Origin of the sequence: Pigmentiphaga kullae, assembly GCF_004216695.1 — a bacterium.
Taxonomy (GTDB): domain Bacteria; phylum Pseudomonadota; class Gammaproteobacteria; order Burkholderiales; family Burkholderiaceae_B; genus Pigmentiphaga; species Pigmentiphaga kullae.
On record NZ_SGXC01000001.1, the window covers coordinates 2,213,509 to 2,236,025 of the forward strand.

Below are 22,517 nucleotides of genomic sequence, written 5' to 3' on the forward strand. Positions count from 1 at the left end.
CGATGAAAGCGCAAGGGCCCGGTAAAACGGGTCCTCGCGTCGTTCAGGGGATGGCCGGCAGCACCCGGCCCCGCACGCTGCCGAAGCCCACGCGCAGCGCACCGCGGCGGGCATGGCCGCGAATCACGACTTCGTCGCCGTCTTGCAGGAAGTCGCGCGTGGCCCCATCGGACAGGGCCAGCGGCCGCTTGCCGTTCTCGGTCAGTTCCAGCAGGCAGCCGCGCGCCTCGGGACTCGGGCCGCTGATGGTGCCCGAACCCATCAGGTCGCCGGTGCGCAGGTTGCAGCCGCTGCTGGTGTGGTGCGCGAGCTGCTGGGCCATGGTCCAGTACAGGTGCCGGAAGTTGCTGCGCGCGATGGTCGTGGACGCGCCGTTCGGCGTGCCGAGTTCGACCGACAGCTCGATGTCGTAGGCATGGCGATCGCCTTCGCGCAGATAGGGCAGCGGTACCGGATCCTGCTCCGGCGCGTCGACGCGAAAGGGCTGGAGCGCGTCCAGCGTGACCACCCATGGCGAGATCGACGTGGCGAACGCCTTGGCCTGGAAGGGGCCGAGGGGAACGTATTCCCAGCGCTGGACGTCGCGCGCGCTCCAGTCGTTCATCAGCACCATGCCGAAGATGCGTCCGGCGGCGGCGTCGGGGTCCAGCCGGCTGCCCAGCGCCGTGCCCGGCCCCACGAAGAAGGCCGTCTCCAGCTCGAAGTCCAGTTGTCGGCACGGCCCCCACTCGGGCGCGCCGCCCGCGACCGGCAGTTGTCCCATGGGACGGTGCACGTCGTGCCCGGACAGCACGACCGAGCTGGCGCGGCCGTTGTAGCCGATGGGCAGGTGCTTCCAGTTGGGCGTGAGCGCGTTGGCCGGATCGCGGAACAGCTTGCCGACGTTGGTGGCGTGGTCCTCCGACGAATAGAAGTCGGTATAGGACGCGACCTCGAACGGCAGGTGCAGCGTGCACGCATCCATGGGCACCAAGGCGCGGGCGCGCAGTTCGGCGTCGTCGCGCAGACGGGCGTCCGAACCGGAAAGCAGGGCCGCCAGCCGGGCCCGCACCGCGTTCCATGCCGGCCGGCCGGCGGCGGCGAAGGCGTTCAGGCTGGCCTGGCCGAACAGCGCCGGTCCCGCGGGCGCGGGCAGCAGCCCGGCACGCTCCAGCACGTGCAGGTCCACCACCCACGAGCCCAGCGCGGCGCCGGCCCGGACCCCGCCCTCGGGCGTGGAGAAGATGCCGTAGGGCAGGTTCTGGATGGGGAAGTCGCTGTCGGGCTCGACGTCGACGAAGGCGCGCAGCGACGCATCGATGATTTCGTACATGGCTGCGCTCAGTTGCCGGTCTTGAGCAGGCCGAGCGACTGGATCAGCGCGCGGTTGGTCTCGTTGTCGCTGGCGAGCCGGCTGGCGAAGGTGGCGCTGTCCAGGTAGTTGACCTGCTGGTAGAGCTGGCCGGCGGCCTTCTGGAACTCGGCCTTTTCCGTGGCGGCGCGGCATGCCTGCTGCAGCCTGTCGCGCGCGGCCTGCGGGACGCCCTGGCTGACGTACAGGCCGTTGCGGGCGATGACCGCGTGCTTGATGCCGAACTCGGTGATGGCGGGCACCTCGGGCAGGCCGGGCAGGCGCTTGTCGCCGTACACCGCCAGGATGCGCAGGTCCTTGCCCACCACCGACGAGACGCCCAGCGCGCCGAAGTCGATGTGGCCGCCCAGAAGCTGGGGGATGACCTGGGCGTCGCCGCGGAAGGCGATCTCGTTGAAGCTCACGTTCGAGGATTTGGCCAGGTTGGCCGTGGCCAGGTGCGGTACCGAGCCGGGGCCGGCGTGGCCGTAGGACAGCTTGCCCGGCTGCTGGCGCGCCTGCTCCAGCAGTTCCTTGACGCTGGCTATGGGCGAGTCCTTGCGCACGGCGATGACGAACGGGTTCTCGAAGATCTGGCAGATCGGCGTGATGCTGTCGGGCTGGTAGGGCAGGCGGCCCATCAGGAAGGGCGCCTGGGTCAGCGGCGAGGAGGGAGAGAACAGCACCGTGTAGCCGTCGGCGCGCGCCGAGGCCACGGCGGCCACCCCTATGGTGCCGCCCGCGCCGTCGCGGTTGTTGATGACGACCTGCGTGGACAGGATCTCGGACAGTTCGCGGCCGAAGGCGCGCGCCATGACATCCACGCTGCCGCCCGCCGAATACGGGACGATGAGTTCGACCGGACGCGACGGGTAGGTCTGCGCGGCGGCCGAACCGCAGATGGCGGCCAGGAGCGGAACGAACAGGATCTTCTTGAACGACATGCTTGGTCTCCTCTTGGAGTGGGGGTTATTGCTGCGGGAGAGCGGGGTCGAACTTGCCGTCGACCAGGACGAACAGCACGCGGGCCGCCTCGTCCGTGCGATTGGTCCAGGCGTGATTGGTGCCACGCTGGATCAGGACTTCGCCGGCCTTGAGGGTGACTTCGGACTCGTCCAGCAGCATGGTGATTTCGCCCGACAGCACGATGGCGTAGTCGATGGTTTCGGTGCGGTGCATGAAGGGATGGCGCTGCTTGCCGCCCTGGCCGGTCAAGGCATGCTGGCCGCCGAACATCGAGAACGCCTGCCTGGCGGCATCCGCATCCACGTCGCGCAGTTCCAGGCCGGACGGCGGGAATTCGATGATGCGCACGACCGTGCCCAGCGCGGGCGGCGCCAGCGATACCGGCCCCAGGGTCGGGTCGGCGCCGTTATCGATGGGGGCGGGAGCCGTGGGCGTCAGCCACAGCTGGGTCAGGTAGTAGCCAGGGCGGCTGGCGTCGTGGCGGACGTTGGGCGCATAGCCGTCTTCCAGCACCACGGCGCGGCCCTGCTGGTCATGGCCGGTTACGACGCGGCGAATCTTTCCGTTCATGGAGTTCCTCATGCGGATGCGCCGGATGGCGCGTGTCAGGGGCTATCATAGGAATTCCCGGTGATTCGGTCAAACGAATGATTTAATCAATCGACTGAAACAAATCCGGGGGCTTTACGGGTAACATAGACTCCCCACCGCCTTCCGGACGCGTTCATGCCCACTCCCGCCGCCGACCCCGCCGAATCCGCCTCCACCCGCGACCGCATCGTGGACGTGGCCGAGCGGCTGTTCGCCGAGCACGGCTACAACGGCGTGTCGCTGCGCACGATCACCGCCACCGCGGGCGTCAACATGGCCGCCGTGCATTACTACTTCCGGACCAAGGAAGGGTTGTTGCGGGCGATCTTCGAGGCGCGGGTGGGCCGGATGAACGACGAGCGCCATGCGCTGCTGCAAGCCTGCGTGCCCGCCGATCCGCAGGCGCGGCCCGAGGTCCGCGCCGTGCTCGAAGCCTTCATCGGGCCCGGCATGCGCGTGGGGCAGACCGAGGAAGGCGCCCGTTTCAACCGGCTGTCCGCCATCTGTTCGGTCGAGCCCGATCCGGCGGTCAAGAACATCGTGTTCGGCGTCCACGACGAGGTGGGCCGGCTGTTCGTCGACATCCTGGCCCGCGCCTGTCCGCACCTGGCGCGCGACGAGCTGTATCTGCGCCTGCAATGCGTGTTCGGCAGCATGATGTACATCCGTGCCGACAATGGCCGCGTCGCCCGGCTGATGCCGGACGTGCGCGCCGCGCCGGTGTCCGCGGCCAGCGTCGACCTGACCCTGGCGCGTCTGCTGGATTTCCTGGCGGCGGGGCTGGCGGCTCCCTCGGGCGTTGCCGCTTCGGACTAGCGAACCGGCGGCAGCTCGAACAGGCCCGCCGGCAGTTGCTCGATGTGCGCCAGGGCACGCTCCAGGCCGACCACGTCGGCGTATTTTGCATGCATGTCGAACAAGGACATCGCGTGGCTCGATTGCGAACGGTCGAAGCAGCCTTCCTCGACCAGCGCCACGCGGTAGTTGCGCGAGAACGCGTCGATCACGCTGGCGCGCACGCAGCCGCTGGTGGTCGCGCCGGTGACGATCAGGCTGTCGGCCTGTAGCAGAGTCAGATAGCTGTCAAGCGGCGTGCCGAAGAACGCGCTGGGTTTCTGCTTGAGGACCACGATGTCCCGTGCTTGCGGCGCGATCTCGGCCACGATGGCATCGCCGTCGGCCTGGGTGCCCGCCGTGACGCTGCGCTCGTGGCTGCGCGTGCTCTTCCAGGCCCAGGCTCCGGCGTCCCAGTTGTCGGGACGCCGTACGCCCGTGGTGTAGATCACCGGCAGCCCCTTGGCGCGTGCCCGTTCGAGCAGCGGCCGGATCGCCGCGATGCCGGCCCAGGCGTCGGCGCCGCACGAGGTGCGCCAGGTCTTGATCGATTCCAGAATAGGAGCGGGCTGGTCGCCGCAGAAGTTGTAGTTGACGTCGATCACCAGCAGGGCGGGCCGGTCGCCGAATCCCTGTTCGGCGCCGAAGCCGCTGGCCGAGATGACTGCCCGGTCGCGCGATGTCAGGAAGGGGTCCCAGATTGCGTTGCTCATGGTTGTCTCCGTGGGACCGTCAATCGAGCTGGATGCCGGCTGCGCGTATCACGTCGCCCCAGCGCTTGCGTTCTTCGTCCAGGTATTGGGCATGGCGGGCCGGTGTGGTGCCCAGCGGTTCGGCGCACAACTGGGTGAGCCTGTCGATCACGGCGGGGTCGCGCATGGCCTCGGCGACCACGGCCGACAACTTGTCGACGATGGCGGGCGGCGTGCCGGGCGGCGCGACCAGGCTGGACGAGGTGGCCGACACGAAGCCAGGCAGGGTGTCCTGCATCGTTGGGGTATCCGGCAGCGACGGGTTGCGCTGCGCGCTGGCCACTGCCAGCGCGCGCAGCTTTCCGGAGCGGACCAGGTTCACTGCGGTGCTGATCTCGGCAAACATCATGTTCACCTGGCCGCCCATCAGGTCGGCCATTGCCGGCCCACTGCCCTTGTAGGGCACGTGCGTCAGCGAGATACCGGCCATGGATTTCAGCATTTCCGCCGTCAGGTGGGAGGTCGTGCCGTTTCCTTGCGAGGCGTAGTTGAGACTGTCCGGATGGCCGCCGGCGTAGTCGATCAATTCCCGCACGGTTTTTGCCGGCACCGAAGGATGCACCACCAGGATATTGGGGCTGGCCGAGATCAGCGAGACGGGCGTGAATCGCTCAGGCTTGAAACCGAGCCTGGAATACAGGCTTTCGTTGATGACCAGGGGCGGTGGGGGCGTGAGCAGCAAGGTGTAGCCGTCGGGTGCGGAGCGGTAGACCAGTTCGGCGCCGACGTTGCCGCCCGCGCCGGGGCGATTGTCGACGATGGCGGGCTGGCCCAGCCTGGCCTGCAGTTTCTCGGCCAGGATGCGTGCGACGACGTCCGTGCCGCCGCCTGGGGCGAAAGGCACAACCAGCCGGATCGGTTTGCTGGGATAGTCGTCGGCACACGCCGGGGCGGCCAGGGCGGCGAAGGCCGTCAGACAGGCGCCGGCGGCATGGAGTCGGTTCATCGGAGGTCTCCTTTCTTATGAGTCTCGGGATCGGCTCACTGTAGTGGCTCATGGAATGAAGATGAAGGCCGTCACGGCAAACTAAGATTGCGGAAAATGCAAACAAGGGAGACAGGCGATGGATCGGTGGGCCGAGGTGGAACTCTTCGTGCAGGCGGTCGAGCACGGCGGCCTGAGCAAGGCAGCCGAGTGTCTGTCGGTTTCGAACGCGACCGCCAGCCGCAAGCTGGCCGCGCTGGAGCGACGCCTGAATGCGCGCCTGGTCGACCGAAGCGCGCGGCGCTTCGTGCTGACTGACGTGGGCGACGCCTTCTATCACCGCAGCAAGGCCATCCTGGCCGAGATGCAGGAAGCCGAGGACGAGGCGAACGCGGTCGCTTCGCGACCGTCGGGCACCTTGCGGGTCACGGGCTCGCTGTCGTTCTGCATGACGCAGTTGGTGCCGCTGCTGTCTTCCTTCGCCAGCGCATACCCTGACATCGATGTGCAGCTCATCGCGGCCAACCGCTATCTGGACCTGATCGACGCCGGCATCGACGTGGCCGTCCGCACCCGCGAATACGAGGCCGATTCCAGCATGACGGTACGCCCGCTCGCGCAGACGCGCCGCATCCTGGCCGCGGCGCCGGCCTATCTGCGCAAATGCGGGGTGCCGCGCAGTACCGAAGACCTGGCTGCACATCGGTTCCTGGTCTACAGCTACTCCCTGCACCCTCACGTGCTGCATCTGTCGCGCGGCGCGACCGCCCGGCGCGTCAGGATCCGCTCGAGCCTGGAGGCCAACGATGCCGTGCTGCTGCGCGCTGCGGCGCTGGAGGGCCAGGGCATCCTGGTGCAGACTGCCTACAGCATCTACGACGACGTGGAGGCCGGACGTCTCGTGCCGGTGCTGGAAGACTGGGATCTGCCGCGGCTGTCGATCAACATCGCCTACCAGACCCGCAAGTACCTGCCGGCCAAGACGAGGGTATTCATCGATTTCCTGACCAGCCATTTCGCGCGCATGGAGTACGAGCGGAAATGGACCGCGGCCAGGATGGCGCCGGCAAATTGCTGAGCGCGTCACAATTCCCGGCAGACCTCGAAGATCAATTCCCGCAGCCAGCGCTGGGACTGGCTGGGATGGGTTCGTTCGTGCCAGAGCTGCGAGACGACGAACTCGCCCAGCGGCAGCGGGTGGGGCGCCATGCGCAGGGGATAGAGGGCGCAGAAAGCCTGGGCGATGCGGCGCGTGACGGTGGCGATCAGGTCGGTGCAGGCCAGCGTGGGGGCGATGGCGAGCATGTGGGGAACCTGGGCGGCGACGTCCCGCGAGATGCCGTGCTGCTGCATCGCGTCCTGCAGCACCCGTTCGCGCGCGCCGTTCTGGCGAGGCATGGCGACGTGCCGCGCCGAGGCGAACTGCCGGGGGCCCAGGGCCTGGCCGTCCAGCGGGTGGCCGATGCGGTGCAGGCAGACGTAGTCGTCCCTGAACAGTTCCTGCCGGTAGATCGGGTAGGTGGCGGTGGCGACCGGCGACAGCACCAGGTCCACCTTGCCCAGCAGCAGCAATTCCTCGGGCATCAGGGGCTCGATCGGATGGATGGCCACCGATACCGACGGCGCCACCGAGGCCAGGCGCCGCATGAGCGCGGGCAGCAGGGTGAAAGTAACGTAGTCCGTGGCCGCGATGTTGAAGTGCATGCGCGCGGCATGCGGCGCGAAGGGCTCGGACGGCGAGGCCAGTCCATTCAGGGCGAGGATGGCGTGGCGCACGCCGGTGGCCATCTCCATGGCCTTGTGGGTGGGGACGACGCCGCGTCCGTTCCGCAGGAACAGCGGGTCGTGGAAGATCTCGCGCAGCTGCGCCAGCCCCTTGCTGACGGCGGACTGGCTGATGTCGATGCGATTGGCGGCGCGGGTCACGTTGCCCTCGGCCAGTACCGCATCGAAAATCATCAGGAGGTGCAGGTCGACGTGCTTGATGTCCATGGGTCCGGGCTTCGTCGGGGCCGCCGGGCGGCCGTCATAATCAAATATTCCACAACGGAATCGAGATAGCCATTCTTGGCCGCAAGGCGCGGCTCGACCAGATGTTCGCTATGGGGCCGCGTGTTCTCCATCCCGCTTCTTCCTTCATCACGCTCGTTCTGCATCGATCTCGCGCATTTTCGCGTCGTGTCCGTTCTCGTTCCATGGCCTCTGCGAGCAGGGCTTCGGGCTCCCCATGGCCGGTCTCCCCGCGTTGACAGTCCCGGCAATTGCTCAGCATGCTGAGAACCTGTCAGTGGCAGTGCATCGCGGTATCAATATTCGCAGAACGAGGGAAAAAGACCAGCATGAAAACCAGGATCAACGGCGACTGGGTGGTGGGATTCCAGGACGGCGGGCATGTGCTTTACCGGCAGGCCTGCGTGGTCTACGACGGCGACCGCATCGTCTACGCGGGAGACGATTACCGGGGCGAGGCAGACCGCGTCATCGAGGCGCCGGGCTGCCTGCTGTCGCCGGGCTTCATCGACACGCACGTGCATTCGGGCCATCGCGCGCTGCACAAGCTGCTGACCGACCACGGCCGGCCGGACCTGTTCGGCCAGCCCTACATGGACGTCACCATTGCCCGGTCGGGCACGCGCATACAGGGCTATCCCAACTACCTGACCAGGGAGCAGGCGCAGGTGGACCCCGGCATCGCCCTGCATGCGGCGTTCACGGTCAGCGAACTGCTGCGCAACGGCGTGACCACCTTCGTCGAGCTGGGCGGGCACGTGATCGTCCAGGAGGCGCTGTGGAGGCAGTGCGAGGCGCTGGGGGTGCGGGGCTACCTGGGACCGGGCTACGACAGCGGCCGCTGGGCCTCGGACGATGACGGCAACCTGACGCGCGTGCCCTATCCCGACGGCGGCCTGCACCTGTTCAACGACGCGGTGGCGTTCATCGAACGGGTCGAGCGCGATCCGAGCGATCTGGTCCACGGCATCCTGGTGCCGCGCGAGGTCGAGAACTGCAGCGTCGACATCCTGCGCCGGACGGTGGCGGCCGCGCGCGACCTGGGCGTGCCGATGGCGACGCACGCGGGCTACAACGTCATCGAGTTCTACGAGACCGTGCGCGAGCACCGCAAGACGCCCATCGAGCTGCTGGACAGCGTGGAGATGCTGACCCCCGCGCTGAACATCGGGCACGCCAACTTCATCTCGGACAGTCCGCGCCTGAACTACTCGGGCGGCAGCGATCTCAAGCGCATGGGGAAGAGCCAGGTCTCGGTGTCCCATTGCCCGATCAACATCGTGCGCCGGGCCCGCGTGCTGGATTCGTGGAAGTCGTATCGCGAGGCCGGGGTGAACATGACGATAGGCAGCGATACCTATCCGCGCGACATGATCATGAACATGCGCACGGCCTCTTACCATGGCAAGGTCATGAGCCACGACCTGACGGCGGCCAGTGCGCAGGAGGTGTTCGAGGCGGCCACGCTGGGCGGCGCCCGGTCGCTGGGCCGCGAGGACCTGGGCCGGCTGGCGCCGGGCGCCAGGGCGGACATCGTCGCCATCAACCTGGGGCGCAAGGACGTGCTGCGCTACGGGCCGATCTGGGACCCGATATGCAGCCTGGTCGAGTGCGGCGTGGGCGACGACGTGGACCTGGTCGTCACCGGCGGCGAGATCCGCATGCGCGACGGCCGCATTCCCGACGTCGACCTGGGCGGCCTGCGGGCCGAGGCCCAGGCCTTCGCGGAAAAGGTATGGGGCCAGGTCCAGGACTGGGACCCGCTGCGGCGCACCGCCCGGATGATGTGCCCGCCTTCTTTTTGTCCCGATTGCGAATAGCCCGGGGGCGCCGCCTGCGGCGCCCGGATCCCATCGTTTCCAAGGATATGTCCATGAAGACCACTCGTTTTTCCCTAGCCCGGGCGAGCCTCCTGCGGGCGGCCGCCTGCGCCGCGGCGGCCTGCCTGGCCGCGCCGGCGTTCGCCCAGGACCATGCCGCCGATGCCTATCCCGAGCGCCCCGTCCGCATCGTCGTGCCCTATGGCGCGGGCGGCGCGGCCGACCTGCTGGCGCGCGTCCTGGCCGAACGCCTGGCGCAGGACTGGGGCCAGCCGGTCATCGTCGAGAACAAGCCCGGCGGGGTGGGGACCATAGGCATCTCGGCCGTGGTCAAGGCCGCGCCCGACGGCTATACGCTGGTGTCCGTGCCGGTGTCGGACCTGGCGGTCAACCCGCATCTGTATCGGAAGCGGCCGTTCGACATCGCCCGCGACCTGGCGCCCGTGGCCCAGGTAGGGGCGGTGCCCAACGTGCTGGTGGTGTCGAACACGCTGGGCGTGGCCGATGCCAGGGCGCTGATCGCCAAGGCCAGGGCCGGGCGCCTGAGCTATTCGTCGCCGGGCATAGGCAGCCAGGCGCACCTGGCCGCCGAGATCTTCGCCGGGCGTGCGGGCGTCAACCTGCTGCACGTGCCCTACAACAGCGTGTCGGCGGCGCTGGCGGACGTGGCCGGCGGCCAGATCGACATGATGATCGCGCAGTTGCCGGCCGCGCTGCCGTTCATCCGCGGGGGGCGGGTCAAGGCGCTGGGTGTGGTCGCGGAACAACGCTCGCCGCTGGTGCCCGAGATGCCGACCTTGAAGGAAACCACCGGGCTTTCCTTCGGCGATGCCGTGTCGTGGTCGGGGCTGATGGCGCCGGCCGCGACTCCGCTGGCGCTGCGCGAGAAGATCGCCCGGGCGGTTACCCGGGCGATGCGGTCGCCCCAGGCGCAGGAACTGCTGGCGCGCCAGGGCACGGTGGGCCTGGGGGGAACGCCGGACGATCTTTCCAGGGCCATCGCCGAGGATTCGCGCAGGTACGGCGAGGTGATCAAGGCGCTCGACATCCGGCTGGACTGAGGGGGCAGGGGGCGGGGACGGCGGGGGGTATTGGGGGTATCCCCAGTCCAGCTACAATTCCCCCTTTCACGTAGACGTCCCCTGACGAGACCCCCGTCCATGAGTATCAAAAGCGACCGCTGGATCCGCCGCGTGGCGGCCGAAGGCATGATCGAGCCATTCGAGCCCGGCCAGGTCCGGGCGCACGACGGCAAGCGCATCGTCAGCTACGGCACGAGCAGCTATGGCTACGACGTGCGCTGCGCCGACGAATTCAAGATCTTCACCAACATCAATTCGACCATCGTCGATCCCAAGGCCTTCGACGAGAAGTCCTTCGTCGACTTCAAGGGCGATGTCTGCATCATCCCGCCCAATTCCTTCGCGCTGGCCCGCACCGTCGAATACTTCCGCATCCCGCGCAGCGTGCTGACCATCTGCCTGGGCAAGAGCACCTATGCGCGCTGCGGGATCATCGTCAACGTCACGCCGCTGGAACCCGAGTGGGAAGGCCACGTGACGCTGGAGTTCTCGAACACCACGCCGCTGCCCGCCAAGATCTACGCGGGCGAGGGCTGCGCCCAGATGCTGTTTCTGGAAAGCGACGAAGTCTGCGAGACTTCGTACCGGGACCGCGGCGGGAAGTACCAGGGCCAGCAGGGCGTGACGCTGCCGCGGACGTAGCCCCCCCCTACGCGCTGACGCGCGCCCCCCAGGGGGCCGACGGCGGGGGACCGGCGGAGCCGGATCCCCCGTGTCGTGGTCTGGGGGGCATTGGCTGGGGCGAGGGTGGTCCTCAAACCGACACTGAATTGTTTTACGCTAGTTGTATGTTTTTTACGCCCGGAGGCGCTGTGCGAGGCAACTTGCTTGCGGCCGGCCGTTTTTCAACCGATTTCCCTGCCGCCACGTGCCCTGCCAGGGCACAGCGGATCTGGCTCCGCCAGTCCGCCGGTGCCGCCCCCTGGGGGGCGCGCGTCAGCGCGTAGGGGGGGACTTCAATGAAATTTCGTTTCCCCATCGTCATCATCGACGAAGATTTTCGTTCCGAGAACGCTTCCGGACTGGGCGTGCGCGCGCTGGCCGCGGCCATCGAGGCCGAGGGCATGGAGGTGCTGGGCGTCACCAGCTACGGCGACCTGTCGTCGTTCGCGCAACAGCAGAGCCGCGCCAGCGCGTTCATCCTGTCGATCGACGACGAGGAATTCGGCGAGGGCATGCCCGAGGACGTGGCCAATGCCGTCAGCAAGCTGCGGGCCTTCATCGGCGAACTGCGCTTTCGCAATGCCGAGATCCCCATCTACCTGTACGGCGAGACCCGCACCTCGCGGCACATCCCGAACGACATCCTGCGCGAGCTGCACGGCTTCATCCACATGTTCGAGGACACGCCGGAGTTCGTGGCCCGCCACATCATCCGCGAAGCCAAGAGCTATCTCGAATCGCTGCCGCCGCCGTTCTTCCGCGAACTGGTCAAGTATGCGCAGGACGGCTCGTATTCCTGGCACTGTCCGGGGCACTCGGGCGGCGTGGCGTTCCTGAAGAGTCCGGTGGGCCAGATGTTCCACCAGTTCTTCGGCGAAAACATGCTGCGCGCCGACGTCTGCAACGCGGTGGACGAACTGGGGCAGCTGCTGGACCACACCGGCCCGGTCGCGGCGTCCGAGCGCAACGCGGCGCGCATCTTCAACGCCGATCACTGCTTCTTCGTGACCAACGGCACGTCCACGTCCAACAAGATCGTCTGGCACGCCAACGTGGCGCCGGGCGACGTGGTGGTGGTGGACCGCAACTGCCACAAGTCCATCCTGCACGCCATCATCATGACGGGCGCGGTGCCGGTGTTCCTGCGGCCCACGCGCAACCACCTGGGCATCATCGGGCCGATTCCGCTGGAGGAGTTCCGCCCCGAGAACATCCAGAAGAAGATCGACGCCAATCCCTTCGCCAAGGACAACGCCGGCCGCAAGCCCCGCATCCTGACCATCACGCAGAGCACCTACGACGGCGTGGTCTACAACGTCGAGATGATCAAGGAACTGCTGGGCAGCAGCATCGATACCCTGCACTTCGACGAGGCCTGGCTGCCGCATGCGGCGTTCCACGAGTTCTACCGGAACATGCACGCCATCGGCAAGGACCGTCCGCGCAGCACCGAGGCGATGGTGTACGCGACCCACTCCACGCACAAGCTGCTGGCCGGCATCTCGCAGGCCTCGCAGATCATCGTGCAGGAATCCGAGACCCGCAGGCTGGACCGCTACGTGTTCAACGAGGCCTACCTGATGCATACGTCGACCTCGCCGCAGTACGCGATCATCGCGTCCTGCGACGTGGCGGCGGCGATGATGGAGCCGCCGGGCGGCACGGCGCTGGTCGAGGAAAGCATTCTCGAGGCGCTGGACTTCCGCCGCGCGATGCGCAAGGTGGAGGCCGAGTTCGGCGCCAGCGACTGGTGGTTCAAGGTCTGGGGCCCGGACAACCTGGTGGCCGACGGCATCGGCGAGCGCGACGACTGGCTGCTCGAGACCGACGCCAACTGGCACGGCTTCGGCGCCCTGGCGCCCGGTTTCAACATGCTCGATCCGATCAAGGCGACCATCGTCACGCCGGGCCTGGATGTGTCGGGCACCTTCGGCCAGACCGGCATTCCCGCTTCCATCGTGACCAAGTTCCTGGCCGAGCACGGCGTGATCGTCGAGAAGACCGGCCTGTATTCGTTCTTCATCATGTTCACCATCGGCATCACCAAGGGCCGCTGGAACACGCTGCTGACCGCGCTGCAGCAGTTCAAGGACGACTACGACAGGAACCAGCCCATGTGGCGCATCCTGCCCGAGTTCTGCCACGACTATCCGCAGTACGAGCAGGTGGGGCTGCGCGACCTGTGCACCCGCATCCACGAGATGTACCGCTCTCACGACGTGGCGCGCCTGACCACCGAGATGTACCTGAGCGACATGGTGCCGGCCATGAAGCCGTCCGAGGCCTTCGCCAAGATGGCGCATCGGGAAATCGAGCGGGTCGACATCGACGACCTGGAGGGACGCGTGACCAGCGTGCTGTTGACGCCTTACCCGCCGGGTATCCCGCTCCTGATCCCGGGTGAACGCTTCAACAGCACCATCGTCAAGTATCTGCAGTTCGCCCGCAAGTTCAACGCCCAGTTCCCGGGCTTCGACACCGACATCCATGGGCTGGTGGAAGAAGTGCTGCCCAACGGCGACATGCGCTTCTACGTGGATTGCGTCAAGGACGCCTGATGGCGGCGGACGGGCCGCGCGACGCGGCCTTCGACGTGGCGGTGATCGGCGCGGGCGCCGCCGGCATGATGTGCGCGGCGGTGGCCGGCCAGCGCGGCCGGCGCGTGGTGCTGATCGACCACGCCCGGCGGCTGGCCGAGAAGATCCGCATCTCGGGCGGGGGGCGGTGCAATTTCACCAACCGCGATGCCGGACCCGCCAACTTCATTTCCGGCAATCCCCACTTCTGCCGCTCGGCGTTGTCGCGCTACACGCCGCGCGATTTCCTGGCGCTGGTGGCGCGCCACCGTATCGCCTGGCACGAGAAGCACCGGGGCCAGCTGTTCTGCGACGAATCCAGCGAGGACATCATCCGCATGCTGCGCGCCGAGTGCGACGCGGGCGGCGTGGCGTGGCGCATGCCTTGCACGGTCGAATCGGTGGAGCGGGGCGATGCGGGTTTCATGCTTCGTACCTCGTCCGGCGCCATCGGCGCCGAACGCGTGGTCATCGCGACCGGCGGGCTGCCCGTCGCGCAGATCGGCGCCTCGGACTTCGGCCTGCGCATCGCGCGGCAGTTCGGCCTGAAGATCGTCGAACCCCGCCCGGCGCTGGTGCCGCTGACCTTCGACGCCGCCTCATGGCAGCCCTTCGTGCCCCTGGCCGGCGTCGCGCTGGAGGTCGACATCCGCACCGGTTCGGGCCGGGGCGCGGCCTCGTTCCGCGAGGACCTGCTGTTCACCCACCGCGGCCTGTCCGGTCCGGCGGTGCTGCAGATATCGAGCTATTGGCAGCCGGGCGAGCCCATCGTGATCGACCTGGCGCCGGACGTGGACCTGGTGGCGGACCTGCTGGCCGCCAAGGCCGGGGGCCGCCAGCACCTGGCCAACGTGCTGGCCGGCATGGTGCCGCGCCGGCTGGCCGAACAGTGGCTGGCCGCGGCGCATCCCGGCCTGGGCGAGCAGCGTATCGCCGACCTGCCCGACAAGGCGCTGCGCCAGGTGGCCGAGGGCATGAAGCGCTGGACCCTGACGCCGTCGGGCACCGAAGGGTACCGGAAGGCCGAGGTCATGCGCGGCGGCGTCGATACCCGCGGCCTGGACCAGCAGACCATGGAAGCCAAGGCCGTCCCCGGCCTGCACTTCATCGGCGAGGTGGTGGACGTGACCGGCTGGCTGGGCGGCTACAACTTCCAGTGGGCCTGGGCGTCCGGCGTGGCCTGCGGCCAGGCGGTCTGATCACGCGTCCGCTGCCGGGGCGGGCAGGCGCATGTCCGGATGGGCATCCAGCCAGGCGGCCAGCGTGCCGCGCGTGCCGCCGCGCCGGACGACGTCCGCCAGCAGCGGCGACAAGGGCGGAACCTCGATGCGCTGACCGGTGTCCAGATTGACGACCGTACCCCTGGCGAAATCGACGTCCAGCCGGTGGCCGGTGCGCAGGGCCGCATCGATGCCGGGCAGGCCGGCCAGGACCGGCACGCCTTTCGAGATCGCGCCGCGCAGCGTCTTGTAGGGCATGGATACGCACAGCACCGACAGGTCCAGCGCCGCCATCGCGATGAAGCCCTGGAAGTGCGGCTTGCCGCAGCCGAAGTTCGCGCCGGCCACGACGATGTCCCCCGGCTCTACCCGCTCGGGGAAGGCCGGGTCCACCATCCTGAGCAGCTCGGGCCGCAAGCGTTGCGGATCGTCGATGCGGCGTATCGCCATCTCGAAGGGGATCAGGCCGTCGTCCAGGGGAATGTCGTCGCCGAACACGTGGCAGCGTCCGACGCGTCGCATCGTGCCGGTCATCGGATGGGCTCCCGTTCTGGCATCAGCGCGCGCGGATCGGCGATGCGGCCAGCCAGCGCCGATGCCGCCACCGTCAAGGGGCTGCCCAGGTAGGCCTGGGCCGTCTTCGCGCCGAAGCGGCCGGCATGGTTGGTGGCGGCTGTGGAAATGGACGTTTCGCCCTCGGCCAGGGGCCCCATCACGCCGCCCGCGCAGGGGCCGCATCCGGGGGGAAGCAGCATCGCACCGGCTTGCTGGAACACCTCCGCGAGTCCGTCGCGGGCCATGCGCAGCGAGGTCTCGACGGTGCCCGGGACGATGAACATGCGCACGTGGTCTGCGATCCGGCGGCCGCGCAGCAGGGCCGCGGCCGCGGCGAAATCCTCGTACATGCCGGATCCGCACGACCCGATGTAGGCGTGGTCCACGTGCCGCCCGGCCGCCTCGTCTACGTCCACGCCCAGATGCGGGCCGCCGGGCAGGGCGACCTGCGGCGCCAGGCCCGCCAGGTCGATGTCGACCTCGGCCTCGACCGGCGCGTCGGCATCGCCGGCGTGAATGGAGCCGTCGCCGGCCGGGGTGAACCAGACGTTGGCGACGCCGATCTCGGTCAGCGAATTGCAAAGGGCCACGCGTTCCGACAGCGGCAGCCCGGCCGCATAGTCGCCGGCGAACTCGATCATGCGGTTGTCGTGCGCCGGCAGCCGGCCGTCGGCGAACAGGCGGGTGACATGGAAGCCGACGTCGCGCGCGGTCAGCGCCGGCCCCGTGGCGCCTTGCAGGCGCACGCGCACGGTCGCGGGGACCTGTTCCCAGACCGAACCGGTGGCCAGCACCGAGACAATTTCCGGTCCGGGCGCGCAGGCCACCGCGCCGACCGCGCCGAAATTCGTGGCGTGCATGTCGTAGCAGGACAGGAACATGCCCGCCCGCACCAGGCCGGCCTCGATGGGGAAGAGATGTCCATGTCCGCCGCGGCCGGCGTCGAAGAAGCGGCCCACGTTCCATTCGCGGGCGATCTGGCGGATGCGGCGGGCGCGCAGGGCCGAGGCCGGGCTGGCGTAGGCCACTTCATGGTCGGTCACGAACATCACGCGTTCGGGGCGGGCGATGCGGCGGTACCCCAGGTTCGACAACTCGTTGTAGGCGGACTCCACGTAGCCGTCGTGGATGATGACCAGTTCGGGTTCCGGCGAAACGATGTCGCCGGGGCGGACGCAGGGCTTGCCGCTGGCGCGCGCGAGGATCTTCTCGGCGCCCGTCTGCGGGATTCTGGAGGCGATACGGTTCATGGGGGCGGTGTCAGGCGGGCTTGCGGGCCATGACGTCGGCGTAGCGGCCGCCTTCGTCGACGATGCGGGCGGCCTCGCGTTCGAAGTCCAGGCGCGCCCGCAGCCGCTCCAGGAAGGGGGCCGCGCCGGCGCGCGGGATGACGACGATGCCGTCGTCGTCGGCGCAGAGGACATCGCCGGCCTGGACCACCCGGCCGCCCACCGACACCGGCACGCCCGTCTCGCCCCGGCGGCCGCCCGACCAGCCGGTGGCGACCGCGCCGCGGGCGAATACGGGAAAGCGTGCGCGGCGTATCTCGGCCAGGTCGCGCACCCGTCCGTTGCTGACGACGCCCGAGACGCCGCGCCGCTGGGCGACGACCGTTCCCGTGCCGCCCCAGGTGCAGGCGTCCGGCGCGGGGCCGACGTCGATCACGATGACCGAGCCCGGCGGCGCTTCATCGGCCGCGCGCACGATCTCGTCGCCGTAGCCTGCGGGGGCGCGCACGGTGTACGCCGGCCCGGTGCACAGCACGCCGGCCACGAGGGCCGACAGCGTGGGCGACATGTGCCCTCCGCGCTCCATGGCTTCATAGGCGGCGGCGGCCGATGCCTGCCGCAGCAGGGCACACAGCGCCGCGACGGCGTCGGTGTCTGGGGACATGGTCATTCCTGGGGGATCCGGGCGGCGGTCACGATGTCTTTCCAGCGCTGCGCGTCCTTGCGCAGGAACTGCGAGAACTCTTCCGGCGTATTGGCCGCGGCGGTGGCGATGTTGGCCTTGGCCAGCCGCTCGCGCATGTCGGGCGAGGTCAGGACCGCCACGATCTCGCGGTTCAGGCGCTGCGTGATCGCGGCCGGCGTTCCGCGGGGGGCCAGCAGGCCGACCCAGCCTTCGATCTCGAAGTCCTTGAGCTCCGGAATGGCGGACTGCGCGGCCGCCGGCACGCCCGGCATCTGCGCGATGGGCGCCAGGCTGGCCACGGCCAGCGGCTTGAGCCGTCCGGAATCCACGTGGGGTTTGCCCGACAACACGGCGTCGAACATGAACTGCACCTGGCCGCCGATGAGGTCGGTCAGCGCCTGCGGACTGCCCTTGTAAGGCACGCCCAGCACGTCGGTTTTCAGCCGGGACAGGAACGCGGCGATGGTCAGATGCTGGATCGTCCCGCTGCCCGCGGTGGCGTAGGTATAGCGTTCGGGGTGGCTGCGCAGTTGCGCCACGAAATCCTCCAGGCTGGCATACGGCGCGTCGGCCCGGACCAGCAGCACCATGGGCGCCACGGCCACCCGCACGATGGGCGAGAAATCGCCCAGGATGTCGAACGGAATCGACTTGTAGATGGCCGGGCTGATGGTGGCCGAGGTGGAGGTCATCAGCAGCGTGTAGCCGTCGGGATCGGACTTGGCCACATAGGCCGCGCCCACCTGTCCGGAGGCGCCGACCTTGTTTTCGACCACCACCGGCTGGCCGAGCCGGGCGGCCAGTTGCTCGCCCAGGAAGCGCGCCGCGACGTCGGACGAATTGCCGGGCGGGAAGGGCGCGATGATGCGGATGGGCTTGGCGGGATAGCCCTGGCCGGCGGCCGGAGCGGCCGCGAGCAGGGCCGCGGCAAGGGCGGACAGCAGGAGTCCGAAGGGGCGTGGACGGTTCATGGCTTGTCTCCAGAAGGTCCGGGCCCGGATGGCCCGGCCGCATCGTGCCGGCCGGTCGCGGGCATCGTGCGGTTTCCATGCCGCGCAGTTTAGGAAGCGTCTGGTGGAACGACAATCGCGATTATTGTTAGGATTAAGAAGATTTTCCGTACAATCTCCTGGTCCGTGAAACCAGGCGAGCGTCCATGGCCAGACCCGGCGATCCGATCTCTTCGGTCAACCTGAAACTGCTGCATACCTTCATGCTCGTGGGCGAGAGCCGCAGCTTCCGTACCGCCGCCGGGCGCGCCCACCGCTCCGGTTCGGCGGTCAGCGGCCAGATCCGCCGCCTGGAAGAGCAATTGGGCGTGCCGCTGTTCCATCGCACCACGCGCCAGGTCACGCTGACGCGCGAAGGCGAACAACTGCTCCAGTGCGTCCGGCGTGCCCTGCAGGAGGTGGAAGGCGGATTGCAGGCGATCCAGGAAGCCGCCGACGTCCAGCGCGGGCGCATCGCGCTGGCCTGCGCGCCCACCATCGCCGGCGCCTACCTGGGCGACGTGCTGGCGGCCTTCCAGGGCCGGTATCCCGGCATCCAGGTCTTCGTGCGCGAGATCACCGCGGCGGCGCTGTTCGAAAGCGTCAGGCAGCGGGAGGTGGATTTCGGCATCAGCGTGATGACCGGTTCGCCCGAGTTCCGCTTCGAGCCCCTGCTGACCGACGAGCTGGTCGCGCTGGTGCCGCGCGCGCTGCTGGACGGCGACCGCAAGACCATCTCGCTCAAGGCGCTGGCGGCCATGCCGCTGCTGGTGCTGGAACAGGGCACCGCGCTGCGCGCCATCGTCGAGGAAGCGATGGCCGCGCAGGGGCTGCAGCTGGCCACGCGCTTCCAGTTCATGCATTCGCAGACGCTGATATCCATGGCGACGGCCGGCCTGGGCGCCGCCATCCTGCCGACGACCGCGCTGCCGCGCACGCTGGGCGCCGGTGTGCAGAAGCTGCGCATCGTCCGTCCCACCCTGGTCCGCAGCATGGCGATCGTGACGCTGCCCGGCCACGCGTTGTCGCCGGCGGCGCTGAAACTCGTGGACATGCTGCGCAGCATCCTGGCCCAGGCCCGGGCCTAATCCAAGGAAATGTTCAAGCGCTTGATGACCTGCCCATACCGGCGCGAATCGGCATCGAGCTGGGCCTGGAATTGCTCGGGCGTCATCGCCAGCGGTTCGTAGGCCAGCTGCATGTAGCGCTCGCGCAGTTCCGGGTCCTGCAGTGCCGTGGCGATGTCGCGGCGGATCCTGGCCGCGATGGCATCGGGAACGCCCCGGGGCGCCAGGATGCCCACCCAGGCGCTGAGCTCGAAACCTTGCGGGCCGCCGGCCTCGCCCATGGTGGGAATCGACTCGAACCCTTGCACCCGCGAAGGCGCCGCGGCCGCCAGCAGCCTGAGCTTGCCCCCCTTGTAGAGCGCGTTCATGCTTCCTATGGTGCCGAATGCCCAGGGTACCTGGCTGCTCGCCACGGCCGTGTAGAGCTGCGACATTTCCTTGTACGCGATGTGCGTCATGGACGTGCCCGCCGCCTGGTCGAGCATGGCGCCTCCCAGATGTCCGGGGCTGCCCACGAACCAGGATCCGTAGTCGATGTTCCCCGGCGCCGCCTTGGCGTCGGCGATCAGGTCGCCCACCCTGCGGTAGCGGCTGTCAGCGGGAACCGCCACGAAGAAATAATTGCGGAACAAGGTCGTGACCGGCGTGAAGTCACGCTTCAGATCGTAGGGAAGCTTGCTGAACAGGTAGGGCTGCGCGGCCATCTGCGCGCTGTCCAGTTGCAGCAGGGTATAGCCGTCGGGCGCGGCGCGCTTGGCGGTTTCGATGGCGATGAAGCCGGCCGCGCCTGGCTTGTTCTCGACCAGTACGGGCTTGCCCCAGGCCTTGGACAGGCGTTCGGTCACCATGCGCAGGTTCACGTCGACGCCGCTGCCGACCGGAAAGGGCGTGACGATGCGCACGGGTCGATCGGGATATTGCGCCGCCGCCTGCGGCACAGCGCAGACCGCCACCAGGGCAATCTGGCAGAGGGCGGCCAGTGGTCGCCAGGCAAGGGGGAACGGGAATGCGGCCATGGCTGTCTCCTCGAATTTTTCATGGGGGAATCGTGCCGCGTCCCGGCACGACGGGTCAAACACCCGTCTCGGTCGTTGAGAATCCCCTGCAAGCCCAGCCTGCTTTCGCGCCGACATCGAGTCAGGCACAATCGAATCCGACGCACCCACGTCCCGCTTACTCGTTCACCAGAAAAGGGGAAACCCCATGATGCTCGCGTTGTTGGGTAGTTCGTTGCAGTCGAAAGCGTTGCGCCGGTGCGCGCGGGGGATGGCCGTCCTGGCCGCCTGCGCGCTGCCGGCCCTGGCCGCCGTCCAGGCGGCGGAAAAGCCGGATTCGTCGTATGTGCCCGACGTTGGCCAGGAAGGCAAGGACGTGGTGTGGGTGCCGACCCCCCAGACCCTGGTCGACAAGATGATGGACATGGCCAAGGCCGCGCCCGGCGATACCCTGATCGACCTGGGCTCGGGCGACGGGCGCCTGGTGATCACCGCCGCCCAGCGCGGCATCAAGGCCCATGGCATCGAATACAACCCCGAGATGGTCGAACTGGCCCGCCGCAACGCCCAGGCGGCCGGGGTGTCCGGCCGCGCCACCTTCGAGAAGGCGGACCTGTTCGAGACCGACCTTTCCCGCGCCACGGTCGTCACGCTGTTCCTGCTGCCCACCATCAACGAGAAGCTGCGGCCGCGCCTGCTGGACCTCAAGCCCGGCACCCGCGTCGTGTCCAACACCTTTCCCATGGGCGACTGGCGGCCCGACGAGCAGGCCACGGTCACCGAGCAATGCCAGACCTGGTGCTCGGCGCTGCTGTGGATCGTGCCCGCCAAGGTCGAAGGCGCGTGGAAACTCGACGGCCGCGAACTGAAGCTCGCCCAGCAGTACCAGCGGCTGAGCGGCACCCTGGATGCCCGGCCCCTCGACGATGCCACCTTGCGCGGCGACGAGATCTCGTTCTCGGTGAACGGGGTACGCTATCGCGGCAAGGTCAATGGCAACACCATGCAAGGCACGCGCGCCGGGGGTAAGCCGGCTTCGTGGTCCGCCGTGCGCGGCTGACGTCCGTCCATCCCGTCCGTCCATTCCGTTACGCAGGAATCCGCATGACCGCGTCCCTCCCCCTGAAACAGACCCCGCTCTTCGCCGAGCATCTGGCCCTGTCCGGCAAGATGATCGACTTCGGCGGCTGGTCCATGCCCGTCTCGTACGGTTCGCAGATCGACGAGCACCATGCCGTCCGGCGCGGCGCGGGCATGTTCGACGTCTCGCACATGCTCAACGTGGACGTGGTGGGCAGCCAGGCGCGGCCCTACCTGCGGCATTTGCTGGCCAACGACGTCGATCGCCTGGCCGAGCCGGGCAGGGCGCTGTATTCCTGCATGCTCAATCCCCAGGCGGGCGTGGTCGACGACCTGATCGTCTACCTGCTGACGCCGGAGCACTACCGGCTGGTGGTCAACGCCGCGTCGGCCGACAAGGACCTGGTGTGGATGGCGCGCGTCGCCCAGGCGGGCGGCTACGACGTGGCGATCGAGCCGCGCCGCGAACTGGCGATGATCGCGGTCCAGGGGCCGCAGGCCCGCGACCGGCTGGCGCAGGCAAGGCCGGCGCTGGGGCGCCTGGCGCGTGGCCTGGCGCCGTTCACGGCCGAAGGGGCCGAGGGCGTGCTGGTGGCGCGGACGGGCTACACCGGCGAGGACGGCGTGGAAGTGGTGCTGCCCGGCGCCGATGCGCCCGCCCTGTGGCGGGACCTGCTGGCGGCGGGCGTCGCGCCCTGCGGCCTGGGGGCGCGCGACACGCTGCGGATCGAGGCCGGCCTGAACCTGTACGGGCAGGACATGGACGAACTGACCCAGCCGGCCGAGGCCGGGCTGGCCTGGACGGTGTCCGACCACGATCCGCAGCGCGACTTCGTCGGGCGCGCGGCGCTGGCCTACGGCCTGAAGTGGCAGTTGCTGGGGCTCAAGCTGCTGGACCGGGGCGTGATGCGCGCCCAGATGGCGGTCGAGACGGCCGAGGGCGCCGGCATGGTCACCAGCGGCACCATGTCGCCCACCCTGGGCACGTCCATCGGTTTCGCCCGCCTGCCGGACAGCGTGTCGCCCGGCGACGCGGCCGAGGTGGAGATTCGCGGCCGGCGCGTGCCGGCGGTGGTCTGCCGGCTGCCCTTCGTGCGGCGCGGCAAGGTGCTCGACAGCGGCGAGCCTTGATCCGCGCCCGCCGTCGC

At 68.6% G+C, this 22,517-nt stretch carries 21 protein-coding genes; 10 read left to right on the plus strand and 11 right to left on the minus strand.

Features of this window, described 5'->3' with window-relative positions:
- Positions 1 to 43: 43 nt before the first annotated feature.
- Genes fahA through EV675_RS10855 form a run of 3 tightly spaced genes read right to left on the minus strand, consistent with a single transcriptional unit; the run spans position 44 to position 2,866 of the window.
- Positions 44 to 1,312, minus strand: a complete 1,269-nt coding sequence (fahA, locus tag EV675_RS10845; protein ID WP_130357246.1) for a fumarylacetoacetase — start codon at positions 1,310 to 1,312, stop codon at positions 44 to 46.
- Positions 1,313 to 1,320: 8 nt separating this feature from the next.
- Positions 1,321 to 2,274: a Bug family tripartite tricarboxylate transporter substrate binding protein gene (locus tag EV675_RS10850; RefSeq protein WP_130357247.1), complete on the minus strand. Its 954-nt coding sequence runs from the start codon at positions 2,272 to 2,274 to the stop codon at positions 1,321 to 1,323.
- Between the two features lie 25 nt (positions 2,275 to 2,299).
- A complete protein-coding gene (locus EV675_RS10855) occupies positions 2,300 to 2,866 on the minus strand; it encodes a cupin domain-containing protein (protein ID WP_130357248.1) in 567 nt (188 codons plus the stop codon).
- Between the two features lie 156 nt (positions 2,867 to 3,022).
- Here EV675_RS10855 and EV675_RS10860 point away from each other — a divergent pair, with 156 nt between their 5' ends.
- Positions 3,023 to 3,703: a TetR/AcrR family transcriptional regulator gene (locus EV675_RS10860; protein ID WP_130357249.1), complete on the plus strand. Its 681-nt coding sequence runs from the start codon at positions 3,023 to 3,025 to the stop codon at positions 3,701 to 3,703.
- Here the strand turns inward: EV675_RS10860 and EV675_RS10865 are convergent.
- Together EV675_RS10865 and EV675_RS10870 are read right to left on the minus strand one after the other, a co-directional pair.
- On the minus strand, positions 3,700 to 4,434 hold the full coding sequence (locus EV675_RS10865; RefSeq protein WP_130357250.1) for an isochorismatase family protein: 735 nt from the start codon (positions 4,432 to 4,434) through the stop codon (positions 3,700 to 3,702). The genes EV675_RS10860 and EV675_RS10865 overlap by 4 nt on opposite strands.
- Positions 4,435 to 4,453: 19 nt before the next feature.
- Positions 4,454 to 5,419: a Bug family tripartite tricarboxylate transporter substrate binding protein gene (locus EV675_RS10870; protein ID WP_130357251.1), complete on the minus strand. Its 966-nt coding sequence runs from the start codon at positions 5,417 to 5,419 to the stop codon at positions 4,454 to 4,456.
- A gap of 118 nt (positions 5,420 to 5,537) precedes the next feature.
- Between EV675_RS10870 and EV675_RS10875 the strand changes: the two genes are divergently transcribed.
- Positions 5,538 to 6,476, plus strand: coding sequence for a LysR family transcriptional regulator (locus EV675_RS10875; RefSeq protein WP_130357252.1), 939 nt, complete (start codon positions 5,538 to 5,540; stop codon positions 6,474 to 6,476).
- 5 nt (positions 6,477 to 6,481) lie between these two features.
- Here EV675_RS10875 and EV675_RS10880 read toward each other — a convergent pair whose 3' ends face one another.
- Positions 6,482 to 7,390, minus strand: a complete 909-nt coding sequence (locus EV675_RS10880) for a LysR family transcriptional regulator (protein ID WP_130357253.1) — start codon at positions 7,388 to 7,390, stop codon at positions 6,482 to 6,484.
- 347 nt (positions 7,391 to 7,737) lie between these two features.
- Here EV675_RS10880 and EV675_RS10885 point away from each other — a divergent pair, with 347 nt between their 5' ends.
- From EV675_RS10885 to EV675_RS10905, 5 genes are all read left to right on the plus strand, one after another.
- The gene (locus EV675_RS10885; RefSeq protein ID WP_130357254.1) at positions 7,738 to 9,228 is read left to right on the plus strand and encodes a chlorohydrolase family protein; all 1,491 of its coding nucleotides are present in this window, start codon (positions 7,738 to 7,740) and stop codon (positions 9,226 to 9,228) included.
- Positions 9,229 to 9,281: 53 nt separating this feature from the next.
- Positions 9,282 to 10,289 (plus strand): Bug family tripartite tricarboxylate transporter substrate binding protein, encoded by a 1,008-nt coding sequence (locus tag EV675_RS10890; RefSeq protein WP_130357255.1) that lies wholly within the window; start codon positions 9,282 to 9,284, stop codon positions 10,287 to 10,289.
- Between the two features lie 99 nt (positions 10,290 to 10,388).
- Positions 10,389 to 10,952 (plus strand): dCTP deaminase, encoded by a 564-nt coding sequence (dcd, locus tag EV675_RS10895; protein ID WP_130357256.1) that lies wholly within the window; start codon positions 10,389 to 10,391, stop codon positions 10,950 to 10,952.
- A 317-nt stretch (positions 10,953 to 11,269) separates the two neighbouring features.
- A complete protein-coding gene (locus EV675_RS10900; RefSeq protein WP_130357257.1) occupies positions 11,270 to 13,531 on the plus strand; it encodes an arginine/lysine/ornithine decarboxylase in 2,262 nt (753 codons plus the stop codon).
- On the plus strand, positions 13,531 to 14,748 hold the full coding sequence (locus EV675_RS10905) for a BaiN/RdsA family NAD(P)/FAD-dependent oxidoreductase (protein ID WP_130357258.1): 1,218 nt from the start codon (positions 13,531 to 13,533) through the stop codon (positions 14,746 to 14,748). Before EV675_RS10900 ends, EV675_RS10905 begins: the two co-directional genes overlap by 1 nt.
- Here the strand turns inward: EV675_RS10905 and EV675_RS10910 are convergent, their stop codons facing one another.
- From EV675_RS10910 to EV675_RS10925, 4 genes are read right to left on the minus strand one after another with little or no spacing between them, the layout of a single operon-like run.
- Complete coding sequence (locus EV675_RS10910; protein ID WP_130357259.1) at positions 14,749 to 15,303, minus strand: 3-isopropylmalate dehydratase small subunit; 555 nt, start codon at positions 15,301 to 15,303, stop codon at positions 14,749 to 14,751.
- On the minus strand, positions 15,300 to 16,574 hold the full coding sequence (locus EV675_RS10915) for an aconitase family protein (RefSeq protein ID WP_130357260.1): 1,275 nt from the start codon (positions 16,572 to 16,574) through the stop codon (positions 15,300 to 15,302). The genes EV675_RS10910 and EV675_RS10915 overlap by 4 nt, the downstream gene beginning before the upstream one ends.
- Before the next feature lie 10 nt (positions 16,575 to 16,584).
- On the minus strand, positions 16,585 to 17,217 hold the full coding sequence (locus tag EV675_RS10920; RefSeq protein ID WP_165404528.1) for an RraA family protein: 633 nt from the start codon (positions 17,215 to 17,217) through the stop codon (positions 16,585 to 16,587).
- A gap of 2 nt (positions 17,218 to 17,219) precedes the next feature.
- A complete protein-coding gene (locus EV675_RS10925; protein ID WP_130357262.1) occupies positions 17,220 to 18,209 on the minus strand; it encodes a Bug family tripartite tricarboxylate transporter substrate binding protein in 990 nt (329 codons plus the stop codon).
- Between the two features lie 185 nt (positions 18,210 to 18,394).
- On the opposite strand from EV675_RS10925, the gene EV675_RS10930 reads away from it, so the two are divergent.
- A complete protein-coding gene (locus EV675_RS10930) occupies positions 18,395 to 19,315 on the plus strand; it encodes a LysR family transcriptional regulator (protein ID WP_130357263.1) in 921 nt (306 codons plus the stop codon).
- Here EV675_RS10930 and EV675_RS10935 read toward each other — a convergent pair.
- Positions 19,312 to 20,310, minus strand: coding sequence for a Bug family tripartite tricarboxylate transporter substrate binding protein (locus EV675_RS10935; RefSeq protein WP_130357264.1), 999 nt, complete (start codon positions 20,308 to 20,310; stop codon positions 19,312 to 19,314). The two genes, EV675_RS10930 and EV675_RS10935, sit on opposite strands and share 4 nt — an antisense overlap.
- Before the next feature lie 187 nt (positions 20,311 to 20,497).
- Here EV675_RS10935 and EV675_RS10940 point away from each other — a divergent pair, with 187 nt between their 5' ends.
- Together EV675_RS10940 and gcvT are read left to right on the plus strand one after the other, a co-directional pair.
- Entirely contained in the window at positions 20,498 to 21,349 is an 852-nt protein-coding gene (locus EV675_RS10940; protein WP_242621381.1) for an SAM-dependent methyltransferase, read from the plus strand.
- 44 nt (positions 21,350 to 21,393) lie between these two features.
- Positions 21,394 to 22,500, plus strand: coding sequence for a glycine cleavage system aminomethyltransferase GcvT (gcvT, locus tag EV675_RS10945; protein WP_130357265.1), 1,107 nt, complete (start codon positions 21,394 to 21,396; stop codon positions 22,498 to 22,500).
- The last annotated feature ends 17 nt before the right edge of the window (positions 22,501 to 22,517 follow it).

Excerpts from the sequence above, each read along its gene's own strand:
- EV675_RS10930 (WP_130357263.1), top strand. The coding sequence starts at position 18,395 with ATGGCCAGACCCGGCGATCCGATCTCTTCGGTCAACCTGAAACTGCTG.
- EV675_RS10935 (WP_130357264.1), bottom strand. The coding sequence starts at position 20,310 with ATGGCCGCATTCCCGTTCCCCCTTGCCTGGCGACCACTGGCCGCCCTC.
- EV675_RS10875 (WP_130357252.1), top strand. The coding sequence starts at position 5,538 with ATGGATCGGTGGGCCGAGGTGGAACTCTTCGTGCAGGCGGTCGAGCAC.
- fahA (WP_130357246.1), bottom strand. The coding sequence starts at position 1,312 with ATGTACGAAATCATCGATGCGTCGCTGCGCGCCTTCGTCGACGTCGAG.
- EV675_RS10870 (WP_130357251.1), bottom strand. The coding sequence starts at position 5,419 with ATGAACCGACTCCATGCCGCCGGCGCCTGTCTGACGGCCTTCGCCGCC.
- EV675_RS10855 (WP_130357248.1), bottom strand. The coding sequence starts at position 2,866 with ATGAACGGAAAGATTCGCCGCGTCGTAACCGGCCATGACCAGCAGGGC.
- EV675_RS10880 (WP_130357253.1), bottom strand. The coding sequence starts at position 7,390 with ATGGACATCAAGCACGTCGACCTGCACCTCCTGATGATTTTCGATGCG.
- EV675_RS10860 (WP_130357249.1), top strand. The coding sequence starts at position 3,023 with ATGCCCACTCCCGCCGCCGACCCCGCCGAATCCGCCTCCACCCGCGAC.
- EV675_RS10885 (WP_130357254.1), top strand. The coding sequence starts at position 7,738 with ATGAAAACCAGGATCAACGGCGACTGGGTGGTGGGATTCCAGGACGGC.
- EV675_RS10900 (WP_130357257.1), top strand. The coding sequence starts at position 11,270 with ATGAAATTTCGTTTCCCCATCGTCATCATCGACGAAGATTTTCGTTCC.
- EV675_RS10905 (WP_130357258.1), top strand. The coding sequence starts at position 13,531 with ATGGCGGCGGACGGGCCGCGCGACGCGGCCTTCGACGTGGCGGTGATC.
- dcd (WP_130357256.1), top strand. The coding sequence starts at position 10,389 with ATGAGTATCAAAAGCGACCGCTGGATCCGCCGCGTGGCGGCCGAAGGC.
- EV675_RS10915 (WP_130357260.1), bottom strand. The coding sequence starts at position 16,574 with ATGAACCGTATCGCCTCCAGAATCCCGCAGACGGGCGCCGAGAAGATC.
- EV675_RS10910 (WP_130357259.1), bottom strand. The coding sequence starts at position 15,303 with ATGACCGGCACGATGCGACGCGTCGGACGCTGCCACGTGTTCGGCGAC.
- EV675_RS10940 (WP_242621381.1), top strand. The coding sequence starts at position 20,498 with ATGATGCTCGCGTTGTTGGGTAGTTCGTTGCAGTCGAAAGCGTTGCGC.
- gcvT (WP_130357265.1), top strand. The coding sequence starts at position 21,394 with ATGACCGCGTCCCTCCCCCTGAAACAGACCCCGCTCTTCGCCGAGCAT.
- EV675_RS10920 (WP_165404528.1), bottom strand. The coding sequence starts at position 17,217 with ATGTCCCCAGACACCGACGCCGTCGCGGCGCTGTGTGCCCTGCTGCGG.
- EV675_RS10865 (WP_130357250.1), bottom strand. The coding sequence starts at position 4,434 with ATGAGCAACGCAATCTGGGACCCCTTCCTGACATCGCGCGACCGGGCA.
- EV675_RS10890 (WP_130357255.1), top strand. The coding sequence starts at position 9,282 with ATGAAGACCACTCGTTTTTCCCTAGCCCGGGCGAGCCTCCTGCGGGCG.
- EV675_RS10850 (WP_130357247.1), bottom strand. The coding sequence starts at position 2,274 with ATGTCGTTCAAGAAGATCCTGTTCGTTCCGCTCCTGGCCGCCATCTGC.
- EV675_RS10925 (WP_130357262.1), bottom strand. The coding sequence starts at position 18,209 with ATGAACCGTCCACGCCCCTTCGGACTCCTGCTGTCCGCCCTTGCCGCG.